This window comes from Haematospirillum jordaniae (assembly GCF_001611975.1).
Classification (GTDB): Bacteria; Pseudomonadota; Alphaproteobacteria; order Rhodospirillales; family Rhodospirillaceae; genus Haematospirillum; species Haematospirillum jordaniae.
The window spans coordinates 1,952,369-1,965,323 of record NZ_CP014525.1 but is presented as its reverse complement, the minus strand read 5'-3'; the positions used below and the strand labels follow the sequence as shown (position 1 = coordinate 1,965,323).

The following is a 12,955-nucleotide window of genomic DNA, read 5'->3' as shown; positions in this document are numbered from 1 at the left end:
GCCCTATCTTAGTAGATATGGCTTCTGATCGTCCATTCTGGTGCATGAACCGGGAACGTTGCCTGAATCACGATAGCGGCAGCCAGCATAGAGCGATATTCGTTTTTCGGCACTTTTCGTGCTCCAAACCGTGATAAATGATCTGTTATGAACTGCGCATCGAGAAGCATGAAACTACCCAGACGCAGGCGTCCCACCAAATGGCACAGGGCTACTTTTGAGGCGTCTGTTGCGCGTGAGAACATGCTTTCTCCAAAGAATGCACCGCCCAGCGCCAGACCATAGAGTCCCCCCACCAATACGTTCTCCGCATTCCATGTTTCGATGGAATGTGCGAGCCCCATATCATGCAGTTCATTGAAGAGGGACTCAATTTCTTTGTTAATCCACGTGTCAGGTCTGGTCGTTGTTGCTTCCGCACATCCTTGTATGACTTCGGCAAATGCTTTGTTACAGGTTACGTGGAAGCGATCACTGCGCAGTGTTTTCCGCAATGACCGTGAAATATGGAAGTTTGTATCCAAGGGCAGGATGCCCCGCTCGTCCGGGTCAATCCAATATACCGTGGGGTCACCCTGTGAGCGTGCCATCGGGAAAACACCGTAGGCATAGGCTCTTAGCATAAGTTCTGGTGTGATGAGCGTCATTAATGCCCACAGCAAAGGGAAGATGCGGCCCATTCAAGATAAGGTACCGCTGCCATATCGTCAGCGCATTTCCGTAACTCGGCCTGAAATGTGCCGCTTCTGAAAAGAGTATCCATAGAAAAATCCCCCGTACTGAACGGGGGATGTAAGGAACAACATTCTACCTAGAACGAGACAAGAATTCTTCAAGCCAACGAATATCGTAGGCGCCATTCTGGAAGTCATTGTCTTCCAGCAGTCGGCGATGCAGTGGAATTGTTGTATCGATACCGCCGACAACAAATTCCCCTAAAGCACGACGCAGGCGCATCAGACATTCGTTGCGACTGGTTCCATGGACAATTAATTTTGCAATCATACTGTCATAGTGAGGGGGAACTTTGGCCCCGGAAAACAGCCCGGAGTCAACACGAACGCCCAGTCCACCGGGTTGGTGAAAATCATTGATCTGGCCTGGGCAGGGTCGGAACGTTTCCGGATCCTCAGCATTGATGCGGCATTCAATGGCATGCCCGGAAAATGTGACGTCAGATTGGCTGTAACCCAAGGGAGCGCCATTGGCAATGCGCAGTTGCTCGCGAACCAAGTCAAGGCCGGTGACGGCTTCGGTAACAGGGTGTTCCACCTGTAGCCTTGTGTTCATCTCGATGAAAAAGAATTCACCATTCTCATACAGGAACTCAATCGTTCCTGCATTTCTGTAACCCAAGCGCCGTATGGCGGCTGTTGCGATATCTCCGATGCGTTCACGTTCTTCGCTGTTCAGGGCTGGAGAGGGCGCTTCCTCCAGAACTTTTTGGTGGCGCCGCTGCAGGGAGCAGTCGCGCTCTCCCAAGTGAACGACGTTCCCATGGTTATCTGCCAGTATCTGGATTTCAATATGTCTGGGATTACCCAGGTATTTTTCCATATAGACTTCAGCATTGCCAAAAGCACTCAGCGCTTCAGCACGGGCCGTAGACCAAGCCTCGGCCAGCTCATCACGCGAGTTGGCAACCTTCATGCCGCGCCCCCCACCTCCGGCGCTGGCCTTGATCAGAACGGGGAAGCCCGTTGTATCAGCAACCGCATGGGCCTCTTCCAAGGTCTCGACAGCTCCTGGTGATCCAGGCACGACGGGCAAGCCAACCTCTACGGCTGCTTTTTTAGCAGTAACCTTGTCGCCCATCAGACGGATGTGATCCGGGCTGGGGCCGATCCACGTAATGCCGTGTTCTTCCACCATGTGGGCAAAGTCGGCATTCTCTGACAGGAAGCCATAGCCGGGGTGAATGGCATCAGCACCGGTTATGACGGCCGCAGAGATAATCGCAACCTTGTTCAGGTAGCTGTCACGCGTGGCGGGCGGGCCAATGCACACGGATTCATCAGCCAATCTGACATGCATGGCCCCCGCATCCGCTGTGGAGTGCACAGCCACGGTCTTGATACCCATCTCACGGCAGGCACGGTGAATTCGCAGGGCAATTTCACCGCGATTGGCAATAAGCACTTTATCGAACATTGGTGTTTCCGTCGCGCTGCTTATTCAATAATGGCCAAGGGTTCGCCGTGCTCGACAGGCTGTTTGTCGCTGACAAGGATCTGGACAATGCGCCCTGCGCAATGCGCTGTGACTGGGGTGTAGGTCTTCATTGCCTCTATCAGCATCAGGGTTTGTCCCTGGCTAACGGTTTGTCCGACGGACACGAAGGGAGCTTCTCCCGCGCCTGGAGCCAAATATGCTACCCCAACCATTTTTGACGTGACGGTACCCGGGTGCAAAGCCGGCGTCTCATCCACAGCTGATCTGGTCGCTGGTGCTGCCAAGGGTGCTGTTACCGGTGCTGCATGGGTGACAACGGTAGCTGCCTTGCCAACGCGGATGCGCAGGGCCTCTGTCTCGTACTCAATTTCATGCAGGCCTGTATCATCCAGCAAAGAAGCAAGCTGGCGGATGGCTTCGCTGTCGATAGTGGTCTTGCTCATTTATTTCTCTTTCTGTTTCTGGTCGGTCAGCAGCGCATTCAGCGCATCCAAGGCCAAGATGTACCCGTGGCTTCCCAAGCCGCAGATCATTCCGTGGGCAGCCCGGGCAATCCATGAGTTATGGCGAAAAGGTTCACGCTGGTGAATGTTGGTCAAATGCACCTCTATTGCGGGGATCTGGACCGAAAGAAGGGCATCCATCAACGCAATGGACGTATGTGTATAGGCCGCGGCATTTATCACAAGACCACCGAAGGCTCCGGGTGCTTCTTGTACCCAAGAGACCAGTTCGCCTTCATGGTTGGACTGCCTGAAAGCCAACGTCATTCCCAGTCCCGCAGCATGCGTATGGCACATTGCCTCTATATCAGCCAGTGTTTCATGGCCATAGAGGTCCGGTTGCCGTGTTCCCAGCAGATTAAGATTGGGTCCATTCAGGATCATAACCGATGTGCGCACGCGTCTTGACCTGCCGTACAGGGTGAAGGGAAATGACATAACGTGGCTTCTGCATAGCCCAAAGCGGACTTTCGGGCAACAGGGACCGTGATATGTTGCCAAGAGAGGCCCGTCGGCCCATATTCCGTCTGTAGCCGGCCAATCAGCCCTTTGCCCCGTTAATTGTGGATTGCGTTTATGGAATTGATTGTCAATGGAGAGCGTCACGCTGTGGCTCAGCAAGTGACTGTGCAAGAGTTTCTCGATTCTGTCGGATTGGATGCCCGTAAGGTTGCGGTTGAGCGTAACCGTGAGATCGTGACCCGTTCGGCCTATGGGCAAACGCTCCTCGATGAGGGGGATAGGATTGAAATTGTTCATTTTATTGGAGGTGGCTGAGCCATGGTCGAGGCGCTGGTGTGTGAACGTGCGGATACTTTCAGCATTGCGGGGAAGGTGTTTTCGTCCCGTTTGCTCGTTGGGACCGGTAAGTACAAGGATTTTGAGGAAACGGCGCGGGCTATAGAGGCGTCGGGCGCTGAAATCGTTACAGTGGCTGTGCGCCGGGTCAATATAGCGGATCCGGGTCAGCCAATGCTGGTCGATTATGTCAGTCCCAAGCGGTATACTTATCTGCCCAATACGGCAGGCTGCTTTACAGCTGATGATGCCGTGCGGACCCTGCGCCTTGCGCGTGAGGCCGGGGGGTGGAATCTGGTAAAGCTGGAAGTGCTGGGGGATCAGAAAACGCTGTATCCGAACATGCCAGAGACCCTGAAAGCGGCAGAAGAGCTTATTCGGGACGGCTTCCAGGTGATGGTATATTGTTCTGATGACCCCATACAGGCCCACATCCTTGAGGATATGGGGTGTGTCGCTATCATGCCTCTGGGTTCCCTTATCGGGTCAGGCCTTGGTATTCTGAATCCTGTCAATATCCGCCTTATCAAAGAGCAGGCTAAGGTTCCTGTGCTGGTGGATGCCGGCGTCGGAACAGCATCGGATGCAGCGGTTGCAATGGAACTGGGTTGCGACGGCGTTCTGATGAATACCGCTATTGCGGGGGCCCGGAACCCTGTTCAGATGGCCTTGGCCATGAAGCTGGCTGTTGAGTCCGGTCGTTTGGCTTATCTGGCTGGTCGGATGCCCAAAAAACTGTATGCCGATCCGTCATCGCCCTTGGCTGGGTTGATATGAACAGTGGGTCGGCAAAATATGCCGGCTGTCGTGGGGCAGAGAGGTCTGGAGAGACCTCTCGTCCTTTTAGGCCATTGATGTAAAAAGACTCTCTCTTCTGGCATCTGTCTTGCTTCTGGGTCAAGCGCTCTTACGGTGTGTGGCCGGCTTTGCAAGCGAGGGATACCATGGCGATTTTCGGGGTTCTGAATACATCAGGTACAGCTATGAACGCGCACAGCGTTCATATGAACCAGATCAGCACGAATATCGCCAACCTGAACACAACGTCCTATAAAGATATTGAGACGCATTACCAGACCTTGAAGAACAGGGTGGGACCTCTTGGTAATTTTTTCGGGGTCAAGACGGCTGAAATTCGTCGCGTGGAGGAGCAGGGGCTTGTTGCACCCACGGCACGTTATCTGGACGTGGCAATCAATGGCGCCGGTTTCTTTGTGCTTAACACTGCGGTTGATGGGTCGGGAGAGCAAAAGTATACGCGTGATGGCTCGTTTACGGGCGAGGTTTATGTCCGGGGTGGGGATACAAATGGGGATGGTCTTCCTGACCAAGGGACGCACCTAGTAACCCGGAGTGGCGTTTACGTCATGGGTTACAAGGCTGCGGAGGATGGGACATTCTCCAACACCATGTCAGCGATTGACTATTCCAATGAAGCAATAGATCCCGGGCGGGCAACGTCCAAGGTTGAGTTGCGCGGGAATGTCCCGGCAACGGAACTGCAGAAAATTACCTATCGTCTTAATGTTCCTGTTATTCAGCAGATTACGTCTCCAGAAGGTGTTCCGCAAACTGTAACGCATGGAGTTCGTCTTGCCTTCACCCCGCGGGATGCTGTTCCGGGTGGCTGGACATTGGTGCCATCAGGCGATGCTGGCATTACAAGTGTGACGACAACACCCAATGAAATTAAATTCACAGGTGAAGGTAAACTTGATGTGGCCGCTTCAGGCGGGGGCATAACAACCCTGACAATTACATATGATGGTGGTCAAACACAGGATGTTGCCGTTGATCTCAGGCAAATGACACAGTTCAGTGGCGGTGACGACTTGGAGCTGCGCCAGCTGATACAGGATGGTTATACCGCCAGTGTCATGCGTGATGTTTACTTCAACAGCGAAGGGGTTATGCTGGGACGTTTTTCTAATGGCGTTGAGAAGCCCTTGTACAAGTTGCCAATTGCAACATTTCCAGCGCCCCAGAAGCTTGACCTCCAGAACAACAATATCTACGCAGCGACAGAGGACGCAGGGAAGCCCACAATTAAGTCTCTTAGCCCTGATGACAGAATATCAGAATTTGTCGGAAGTGCCTTGGAGTACTCAAATGTCAGGCTTGAGGATCAGTTCAGTCGTATGATTATCACACAGAGGGCTTATAGCAGCGCAGCCACAGTCTTCAGGACTGGTGATGAAATGGCAAAGACAATACGTGATATGTTCTAGGTATTGTTTTTATAGATATTCGTATATGTCTGTTCAGAATAAATTGAACACTCAAAGATAAAAATATCCTAACTTTTTTCCGTGGAAACATGGGGGAAATTATACTCTATTATTCTCTGAATGTTGTGAGAGCCCCATGCCTTGGCCATCAACCGTGTTGGCTATGGCACAGATGGTGGGGTGTGTTGTCCGGGAGGCATATCGTGGGGGATTCTGGTGGGCGTGTTGGCACCCGTACCAAAAGCGGGGATAGGGTGATTGTGTGGAAGGGAATCGTTGATCGTGGTTTTCACAGTATTCTCCGTCGGTTGAATCCCTTGTGGCATCGTGCCTCTACGTCCTTTGACCGGGTGCGTGAGGAGATTGAAATGGATCGGCATCGCCGCCAGATCCTTGGTCTTGACGAGCGTCTTTTGAGAGATGTCGGCTTGAGTGCTTCGGATGCTTGGAAGATTGCTCGCCGTCGCGATAACCGGGGCAAATAAGGAAACCGTGGGCTGATATTTTGCGTTTCTATCTGGCTGTGACAGCGTTATCCTTTGCACTCTTGTTTTTACTTCTGTCGCAGAGCATCCGTTCATGTCAGAAAAACCGGCCCGCTATCCCCGGCGTCCCTTCTTTTCGTCCGGCCCGTGCGCCAAGCGACCAGGGTGGTCACCTTCGGTTCTTGAGGGTGCCCTTCTTGGGCGTTCGCACCGCTCTGCTGCGGGACGCGCCAAGCTGCAAGAGGTTATTGCCCGCCACCGTGCTCTGTTGCATATCCCTGAAGATTGGCGGCTGGCGATCGTGCCAGCATCAGATACCGGTGCCGTCGAGACGGCAATGTGGAATCTCCTTGGTGCGCGCGGGGTTGACGTTTTGGCTTGGGAAGTCTTTGGGCGGATCTGGGCTGACGATGCGCGTGATCAGCTGCGTTTGCCTGATTTGAGAATTTATGATGCTGCCCCGGGTTATTTACCGGACTTGGCGCAGGTAGACTGGTCCCGCGATGTTATTTTTCCATGGAATGGCACAACATCGGGTGTTTGCATCCCCCATGCAGACTGGATCGCGGATGATCGTAAGGGGTTGGCTATTTGTGATGCAACGTCGGCTCTTTTTGCCATGGATGTGCCGTGGAAGAAACTGGACGTTGTGACATGGTCCTGGCAGAAGGCCTTGGGGGGTGAGGCAGCCCACGGCATGCTGGCTCTTGGTCCACGCGCTGTCGAGCGCCTCCATTCCTATACGCCGCCTTGGCCTTTGCCCAAGATTCTGCGTTTGACGACCGGAAGACAGCTGAACGAGGCCCTTTTTGCTGGTGAAACACTCAACACGCCTTCGCTTTTGTGTGTAGAGGATATTCTGGATGCCCTGAAATGGGCAGAGAATCAGGGGGGGCTTCAGGCATTGCAGAAAAAGTCCTCGCAAACATTGGCTCTTGTTCGTGAATGGGTTGACGGGTCGCAATGGGCTGCTTTTCTGGCTGAGGATCCGGCAACCGTCTCTTGTTCCTCCATCTGCCTGAAAATCGTTGCGCCGTGGTTTCTGGATCTTGAGCCTGAACGGCAAGTTGCTACGGCTCGTGCCATAACGGACTTGCTTGAAACAGAAGGAGTTGGTTTCGATCTTGCATCCTATCGTGGCATCGTCCCCGGTATTCGTATATGGGCTGGTGCCACTGTTCTGACCGATGATGTGGCATGCCTTCTGCCGTGGCTGGACTGGGCAGTGGAGACTGTATCCAGAAACACAAAAAATAGTATGCAGGAGGTCCGTATTTGAGGTTGCTTGGTTCGGCAGCAATAGGATAAAGAATGTTACCGCCGGTCATGGGGTTCCCGTGGCCGGCGGAGCCTTGTGCGGCCTGTCTTATTGTCCGATAGAGCCCGTATTGCATGGTTTCAGTTTTGTGTGTGGTCGTCATTGTTTGGCGTCCTCTCTGAAGCAAGGAAAGCTTCCATGAGCAATGTGGTTGTTATCGGTTCCCAGTGGGGGGATGAGGGCAAAGGCAAGGTTGTTGACTGGCTTGCTTCCCGGGCCGATGTCGTGGTCAGGTTTCAGGGTGGGCACAACGCCGGTCACACGCTGGTTGTGAATGGGACGTCTTATAAGTTGAGTCTCTTGCCGTCCGGTGTTGTTCGCGGGACTCCATCCGTGATTGGTAACGGCGTTGTTATAGACCCGTGGGCGTTGTCCCGCGAAATTGGGGTTTTGTCTGGCCAAGGCGTTACGGTTACGCCCGATGTTCTGATGATTGCCGATAATTGCGCCCTTATTCTGCCATTGCACGGTCATCTGGATCGTGCGCGCGAAGAGGCTGCGGGCAAGGGGAAAATTGGAACCACCGGACGTGGTATTGGGCCTGCTTATGAAGACAAAGTGGCGCGCAGGGCAATACGGGTTTGCGATCTTGCTGATCCCGATTCTCTGGATATGAAGATTGATCGCCTGCTGACGCATCACAATGCCTTGTTGAAGGGGCTGGGGGCAAAGACCTTGGATGCAGCTTCGATCCGGGCAGAGCTGGAAGAGATCGCCCCACACATTCTGCCCTATGCGCGCCCTGTATGGCGCGAGCTGGCGGCTTATCGCAAGATGGGCAAGAGAATTTTATTCGAAGGTGCCCAAGGCGCTCTCCTTGACGTTGATCACGGAACGTACCCCTTTGTCACATCCTCAAACACGTTGGCCGGACAAGCTGCAGTCGGTTCTGGTATGGGGCCTGGCGGTATTGGTTATGTTCTCGGGATTACAAAGGCTTATACGACTCGTGTAGGTGAGGGGCCGTTCCCGACGGAGTTATTTGATGACAAAGGTGAACGTCTTGGCGTTCGTGGGCATGAGTTTGGTACAGTGACCGGGCGCAAGCGTCGTTGTGGTTGGTTTGATGCTGTTCTTGTGCGCCAGTCCGTGAAGCTTGGCGGGATTGATGGTATTGCACTGACCAAGCTTGATGTGCTTGATGGTTTTGATACCCTCAAGGTCTGTGTTGCTTATCGCCTTGATGGGAAAGAGATCGATTATTTCCCTTCATCCATGAGTGAACAGGCACGTGTTGAGCCTGTTTTTGAGGAGATGGAGGGATGGACCCAGAGCACGGAAGGCGCACGATCGTTTGCAGAGCTGCCCGCGACAGCTGTCAAGTATGTGCGGCGTATAGAGGAATTGATTGAAGCCCCTGTTGCGCTTCTTTCAACAAGCCCTGAGAGAGATGACACAATCCTGATGCACGATCCATTCGAGGATTAATCTTCAATCCTCGTTTCTGTATTTCTGATACGGCTCAGTTGACAGGACTGGGCCGTATTCTTTTTCAGTCATTTATCATTTAGAAAATTCTGGTAACCTGCATGAGAAAAGCTGATCACAAGTCAGTTTCTTGGCGGGGATGCATAGAATGCCAAGCGGGGGTGATACAGCCGAGGCTGTCGTTCTGCGGGATCGTTTTACAATTGATCCCTCTATGCCCCTGCCAGATCTCAATATGCCTCATGCCGATGCATACCATGCCGAAGATCGCCGAGGATCCGGCAAGCCGGTCTATGCTCTTGTGTGCCGTACGGATCTTCCTGTGCGTATCGGAGCTATGCGTGCCCTGAAAGGGGTCCAATCTCCTGGGCTTTTACAATTACTCGAATGGGGTACGGTAGAATGGCCTGCCTTGGGGCGCAAGGTGATGGTTGTTGTCTACGATCGCCCTTCTGGTGGTCGGGTTCTGCCAGCTCCCGGTCAGCGGTTCGATCCGATATCAGAGGTTAATTTTGTCAAGAAAGTCTTTCGTCCACTTTATCATGCCTTGAATGAAATATCCCAGCATGGGGTGACGCACCGGGCTATCCGTCTTGACAATATGTATTGGTTTGACAAGGAGAAAGAGCGTCTGGTTCTGGGTGACTGCACAACGTCCCCACCGGGATACGATAATCCGCCAGCTTATGAGCCCGTTGAATACGCTATGTGTATACCGGAGGGGAGAGGAAGCGGAACCCTGAAGGAAGATATGTATGCGTTGGGTATCACGTGCATTGGCCTGATGAATGGGCGTGATTACGTTTCCCAGCTGCCGGATGTTGATGTTGTCCTGTCAAAATTGGCGCATTCAACATATGCCAATTATGCGGGCGAGGGGCGTGTGCCCATGAATTTCCTGGAAATTATAAAAGGCCTTGTTGCTGATGAGCAACGGGATCGCTGGGGCTTGGAGAGTGTGGACATGTGGCTGAACGGCCGACGTCTTACCCCTATACAGCCACAGCCGGCGCGGCGATCGCAAAGGCCTTTTAAATTTGAGGGAAAGGATTACACCTCAGCCAGAGAGCTGGCCAATGCCATGGCCATGAACTGGGATGCCGCTTCGGCCCCTATTCTGGATGGTCGTCTGGAAATATGGTTACGGCGTGGGCTGGAAGTCACAGAGCTCGCCGATGCTGTTGCATTGGCCATCCGGATGAGCCAAGCCGTCCAGATAGAGGCCCGTCAGGTTAATGATCTAACCATTGCACGCGTCTTGATGTTGATGGACCCCCGTGCGCCAGTGCGTTATCGGGATATCCATGTGCATCCCGAGGGACTTGGGAATGCGTTGGCTGTGACTATTATGCAAAAGAAAGCTTTGCGGCCTTATGTGGAAATTATTGGTCGGGAATTGGTGAAGTACTGGGTCGAGGCCCAAGGGTATCATGATGCAGAGCTAGGGCATTTTGAAAGTCAGGCGAAAGAGCATGCCGGTAATCTGAGTACAACAATGATGGGGTATGGTATAGAGCGGTGCGCCTATGAAATGAGCGATACTCTCCATTGCCTTAGCCCCCTTGTAGAGGCGGAGTACGTGAGTGAGATCAGGGAGCTTCTTCCAGCTCTGGATCGTGTTTCATCCAAGGTTGATCCGAAGACGCAGGTTGTTGATCGCCACATAGCGGCATATATCGCGGTGAAGTGGCAGCGTGACACAAAGGTGCAGTTTCGTGCCATGGCGGAACCAGATGTATACAGGGCAACGTTGGGGATGGTCAGTCTTCTGGCTGTTCTGCAATGGCGCCTTGGTCCTCCTGCCTTACATGGGCTATGTGGCTGGATTGGTGGGCAGTTGGGACCCATTATAAACAGTTACCACAGCCGTATTCGCCGCAAGGATTTGGAGGAGGAAATCCCCAACTTGGTCCGCAAGGGGAGCTTACCAGAGCTTTATAATACCTTGGATAATCAGGAGGAGCGACAAAAGGATGCTGAGGGGTTTGCTTGGGCTAGGGCAGAGTACAGTTCCGCCGAGCAGAAAATCCGTAGTTTTGAGCAGGGAAATCTTGTCAGGGATGAAAGGGGCTATGCACGGGGGCAGCAAATGGGCGCTCTTTTGTCTGTTGCCGTTGCGCTTTTGACTGTCACGACGCTTGTTTTCTTGAGGATGATATAATGGCAGGCGATCCCAAGAATGCGTCGGTTGCCAGGAAGAAGTCGAGTGGGAATATTATTACTCTGCTCCTCATCGTTCCTCTTATTTTTATGTTTATGCCGACGTTCATATTCTTGACCATCGTCATGATGCCAAGCCTTGTGGCCTTTGTTGTTGACAGAAGCAAGCAACGCTATGGGGCGATAACGGTTGGCGGAATGAATTTTGCGGGCTGTTTCCCATGGCTGATGGATCTTTGGTTGCATGATCACTCGGTACCGCATGTCCTTGATCTTTTAACCAATGTCTGGGCGCTAATTGTCATTTTTGGTAGTGCCGGGCTTGGGTGGATTTTATCCTCCACCGCTCCGTTTCTGGCTTCAACAATTATGTCTGTGACCTCAACGCACAAAATCGCCGGACTGCAGGCCCGCCAGAAGCAACTTTTAGAAGAGTGGGGGCCGGAAGTATCTCGTGCAGATACAGGGGAAGATATTCTGGCAGCCGATACTCCTGTCGCAGAGGAAGAGTAAGCATACATATATCAGACTATCTATGTTGCAAAAACAGACATATTTTTCTGTTTATTGTTTATCTGGGCGGTCAAGATGGAGCTTCTGGTTAATAGCCCCTGTTTTGTAGGTATAGCTGCTCTTCTAACTTGCTTGGCTAGCGTTTAGCGAGGACAATGGCCTTGGGTTCGACGGAATCGTACACCGCAATCTTTCGTCTTTGTGACGTGAGAGAATCAGATGCTCTTGCTGTTGCGATCGTAACTGCGTTGTACAAATCCACTTTCCCTCAAAAGCGCACTAGGCGGGGCTGTTTGCTCCGCCTCTTTTTTACACAAAGAGATTGGAGAAGGTGCGATGCCTTTGATGATGGTATGGGCTTCCGTTAATGGCTTCGTTGCCATTGTTCTTGCGGCTTGGGCAAGCCATGGAGCCGTTATCGAAGGTTCTTATCAAAGCAGCCTGATCATGAAAGCATCGTATTATCAGCTGGTTCATTCTGCTGTTATCATGTGGGTTGCCGTTCTGGCCGAAAGATCCATTCTTTTTCGTATTGCAGGCCTCCTCTTTGGATCAGGGCAGATTTTGTTTTGTGGCTCTCTCTATCTGATCGCGTTCTTGGATCTCTCTGCTGGTTATGGGGCGCCACTTGGTGGGATCAGCTTTATGGCAGGATGGGTGATGTGTGCTGTTGCGAGTGCCAAGCGTGGTGCTCAAGGTGGGAAAATGGTAGAGAAGGTGGGTGAGGGGGCATACCGGAATGCGCAAGCTGATTTTGATCGTTGAAGACAATGAACTGAATATGCGTCTTTTTAATGACCTTTTGCAGGCCAGTGGATACGAAACCTTGCAAGCGAGGGATGGACGTAATGTGACTGATTTGGTTCGCCGCAGTCAGCCTGATCTTATCCTTATGGATATTCAGCTACCGGAGATTTCCGGAATGGACATAATCCGCGATCTCAAGAAGGATCTCGAGTTACGCTCAATACCCGTCATTGCCATAACGGCCTTTGCCATGTCCGATGATGAGCGCAGGATCCGCGAAACCGGGTGCGATGGGTATATATCAAAGCCGATAGACGTTTCTGGTTTTTTGGAGACGGTAAAGCGTGTTCTGGAGAGGCCGCACTAAAAAGCCGGCGTCTCTTTTCAGAGATGCCGGCTTTTATGAAGCGAGCGAGCTCTCTTACTTCATCTTCGTTTCACGAAACAGGACGTGCTTCCGCACAACCGGATCGTATTTGCGAAATTGAAGCTTTTCCGTGATATTGCGAGGATTCTTCTTGGCAATGTAGAAGTACCCGGTATCTGCGGTGCTCTCAAGCTTGATCTGAATAGTGGTCGGCTTCGCCATAACCCGAATTCCTG

General features: G+C 52.4%; 15 protein-coding genes. 10 read left to right on the top strand and 5 right to left on the bottom strand.

Annotation, left to right across the window (positions count from 1 at the left end; all coding sequences use genetic code 11):
* Positions 1-8: 8 nt before the first annotated feature.
* The 4 genes from aat to aroQ form a co-directional block, all read right to left on the bottom strand.
* Positions 9-647 (bottom strand): leucyl/phenylalanyl-tRNA--protein transferase, encoded by a 639-nt coding sequence (gene aat, locus AY555_RS09245; RefSeq protein WP_066135928.1) that lies wholly within the window; start codon positions 645-647, stop codon positions 9-11.
* A gap of 160 nt (positions 648-807) precedes the next feature.
* Positions 808-2,151 carry an acetyl-CoA carboxylase biotin carboxylase subunit gene (gene accC, locus AY555_RS09240; RefSeq protein WP_066135925.1) on the bottom strand — a complete coding sequence of 448 codons (1,344 nt, stop codon included), beginning with the start codon at positions 2,149-2,151 and terminating at the stop codon, positions 808-810.
* A 20-nt stretch (positions 2,152-2,171) separates the two neighbouring features.
* Positions 2,172-2,615: an acetyl-CoA carboxylase biotin carboxyl carrier protein gene (locus AY555_RS09235; RefSeq protein ID WP_066135922.1), complete on the bottom strand. Its 444-nt coding sequence runs from the start codon at positions 2,613-2,615 to the stop codon at positions 2,172-2,174.
* Positions 2,616-3,113, bottom strand: a complete 498-nt coding sequence (gene aroQ / locus AY555_RS09230) for a type II 3-dehydroquinate dehydratase (RefSeq protein ID WP_066135919.1) — start codon at positions 3,111-3,113, stop codon at positions 2,616-2,618.
* A 138-nt stretch (positions 3,114-3,251) separates the two neighbouring features.
* Here aroQ and thiS point away from each other — a divergent pair, with 138 nt between their 5' ends.
* The 10 genes from thiS to AY555_RS09180 all read left to right on the top strand — a co-directional run bounded on the left by thiS (position 3,252) and on the right by AY555_RS09180 (position 12,719).
* Positions 3,252-3,452: a sulfur carrier protein ThiS gene (gene thiS, locus AY555_RS12400; RefSeq protein ID WP_066135916.1), complete on the top strand. Its 201-nt coding sequence runs from the start codon at positions 3,252-3,254 to the stop codon at positions 3,450-3,452.
* 3 nt (positions 3,453-3,455) lie between these two features.
* A complete protein-coding gene (locus tag AY555_RS09220) occupies positions 3,456-4,250 on the top strand; it encodes a bifunctional sulfur carrier protein/thiazole synthase protein (protein ID WP_066135913.1) in 795 nt (264 codons plus the stop codon).
* A 167-nt stretch (positions 4,251-4,417) separates the two neighbouring features.
* Complete coding sequence (locus AY555_RS09215; protein WP_066135910.1) at positions 4,418-5,701, top strand: flagellar hook protein FlgE; 1,284 nt, start codon at positions 4,418-4,420, stop codon at positions 5,699-5,701.
* Positions 5,702-5,904: 203 nt separating this feature from the next.
* Positions 5,905-6,186 (top strand): DUF1127 domain-containing protein, encoded by a 282-nt coding sequence (locus tag AY555_RS09210; protein WP_066135907.1) that lies wholly within the window; start codon positions 5,905-5,907, stop codon positions 6,184-6,186.
* Positions 6,187-6,280: 94 nt separating this feature from the next.
* Positions 6,281-7,465: a phosphoserine transaminase gene (locus AY555_RS09205; protein ID WP_066135905.1), complete on the top strand. Its 1,185-nt coding sequence runs from the start codon at positions 6,281-6,283 to the stop codon at positions 7,463-7,465.
* A 177-nt stretch (positions 7,466-7,642) separates the two neighbouring features.
* Positions 7,643-8,932, top strand: a complete 1,290-nt coding sequence (locus tag AY555_RS09200) for an adenylosuccinate synthase (protein ID WP_066135902.1) — start codon at positions 7,643-7,645, stop codon at positions 8,930-8,932.
* Between the two features lie 148 nt (positions 8,933-9,080).
* A complete protein-coding gene (locus AY555_RS09195) occupies positions 9,081-11,093 on the top strand; it encodes a protein kinase family protein (protein WP_066135900.1) in 2,013 nt (670 codons plus the stop codon).
* A complete protein-coding gene (locus AY555_RS09190) occupies positions 11,093-11,605 on the top strand; it encodes a hypothetical protein (protein WP_066135898.1) in 513 nt (170 codons plus the stop codon). The genes AY555_RS09195 and AY555_RS09190 overlap by 1 nt, the downstream gene beginning before the upstream one ends.
* Positions 11,606-11,950: 345 nt before the next feature.
* Positions 11,951-12,370 carry a DUF423 domain-containing protein gene (locus AY555_RS09185; protein ID WP_167798709.1) on the top strand — a complete coding sequence of 140 codons (420 nt, stop codon included), beginning with the start codon at positions 11,951-11,953 and terminating at the stop codon, positions 12,368-12,370.
* Positions 12,345-12,719: a response regulator gene (locus AY555_RS09180; protein ID WP_066135893.1), complete on the top strand. Its 375-nt coding sequence runs from the start codon at positions 12,345-12,347 to the stop codon at positions 12,717-12,719. The genes AY555_RS09185 and AY555_RS09180 overlap by 26 nt, the downstream gene beginning before the upstream one ends.
* Positions 12,720-12,773: 54 nt before the next feature.
* On the opposite strand, the gene rpmG is transcribed toward AY555_RS09180, so the two are convergent.
* Complete coding sequence (gene rpmG, locus AY555_RS09175; protein WP_066135890.1) at positions 12,774-12,941, bottom strand: 50S ribosomal protein L33; 168 nt, start codon at positions 12,939-12,941, stop codon at positions 12,774-12,776.
* Positions 12,942-12,955: the final 14 nt, after the last annotated feature.

Bases quoted from the DNA above. Each gene is read 5' to 3' on its own strand.
- AY555_RS09235 (WP_066135922.1), bottom strand. From the start codon at position 2,615: ATGAGCAAGACCACTATCGACAGCGAAGCCATCCGCCAGCTTGCTTCT.
- aroQ (WP_066135919.1), bottom strand. From the start codon at position 3,113: ATGTCATTTCCCTTCACCCTGTACGGCAGGTCAAGACGCGTGCGCACA.
- AY555_RS09200 (WP_066135902.1), top strand. From the start codon at position 7,643: ATGAGCAATGTGGTTGTTATCGGTTCCCAGTGGGGGGATGAGGGCAAA.
- AY555_RS09180 (WP_066135893.1), top strand. From the start codon at position 12,345: ATGCGCAAGCTGATTTTGATCGTTGAAGACAATGAACTGAATATGCGT.
- AY555_RS09215 (WP_066135910.1), top strand. From the start codon at position 4,418: ATGGCGATTTTCGGGGTTCTGAATACATCAGGTACAGCTATGAACGCG.
- accC (WP_066135925.1), bottom strand. From the start codon at position 2,151: ATGTTCGATAAAGTGCTTATTGCCAATCGCGGTGAAATTGCCCTGCGA.
- AY555_RS09195 (WP_066135900.1), top strand. From the start codon at position 9,081: ATGCCAAGCGGGGGTGATACAGCCGAGGCTGTCGTTCTGCGGGATCGT.
- rpmG (WP_066135890.1), bottom strand. From the start codon at position 12,941: ATGGCGAAGCCGACCACTATTCAGATCAAGCTTGAGAGCACCGCAGAT.
- AY555_RS09185 (WP_167798709.1), top strand. From the start codon at position 11,951: ATGATGGTATGGGCTTCCGTTAATGGCTTCGTTGCCATTGTTCTTGCG.
- AY555_RS09190 (WP_066135898.1), top strand. From the start codon at position 11,093: ATGGCAGGCGATCCCAAGAATGCGTCGGTTGCCAGGAAGAAGTCGAGT.
- aat (WP_066135928.1), bottom strand. From the start codon at position 647: ATGACGCTCATCACACCAGAACTTATGCTAAGAGCCTATGCCTACGGT.
- AY555_RS09205 (WP_066135905.1), top strand. From the start codon at position 6,281: ATGTCAGAAAAACCGGCCCGCTATCCCCGGCGTCCCTTCTTTTCGTCC.
- thiS (WP_066135916.1), top strand. From the start codon at position 3,252: ATGGAATTGATTGTCAATGGAGAGCGTCACGCTGTGGCTCAGCAAGTG.
- AY555_RS09220 (WP_066135913.1), top strand. From the start codon at position 3,456: ATGGTCGAGGCGCTGGTGTGTGAACGTGCGGATACTTTCAGCATTGCG.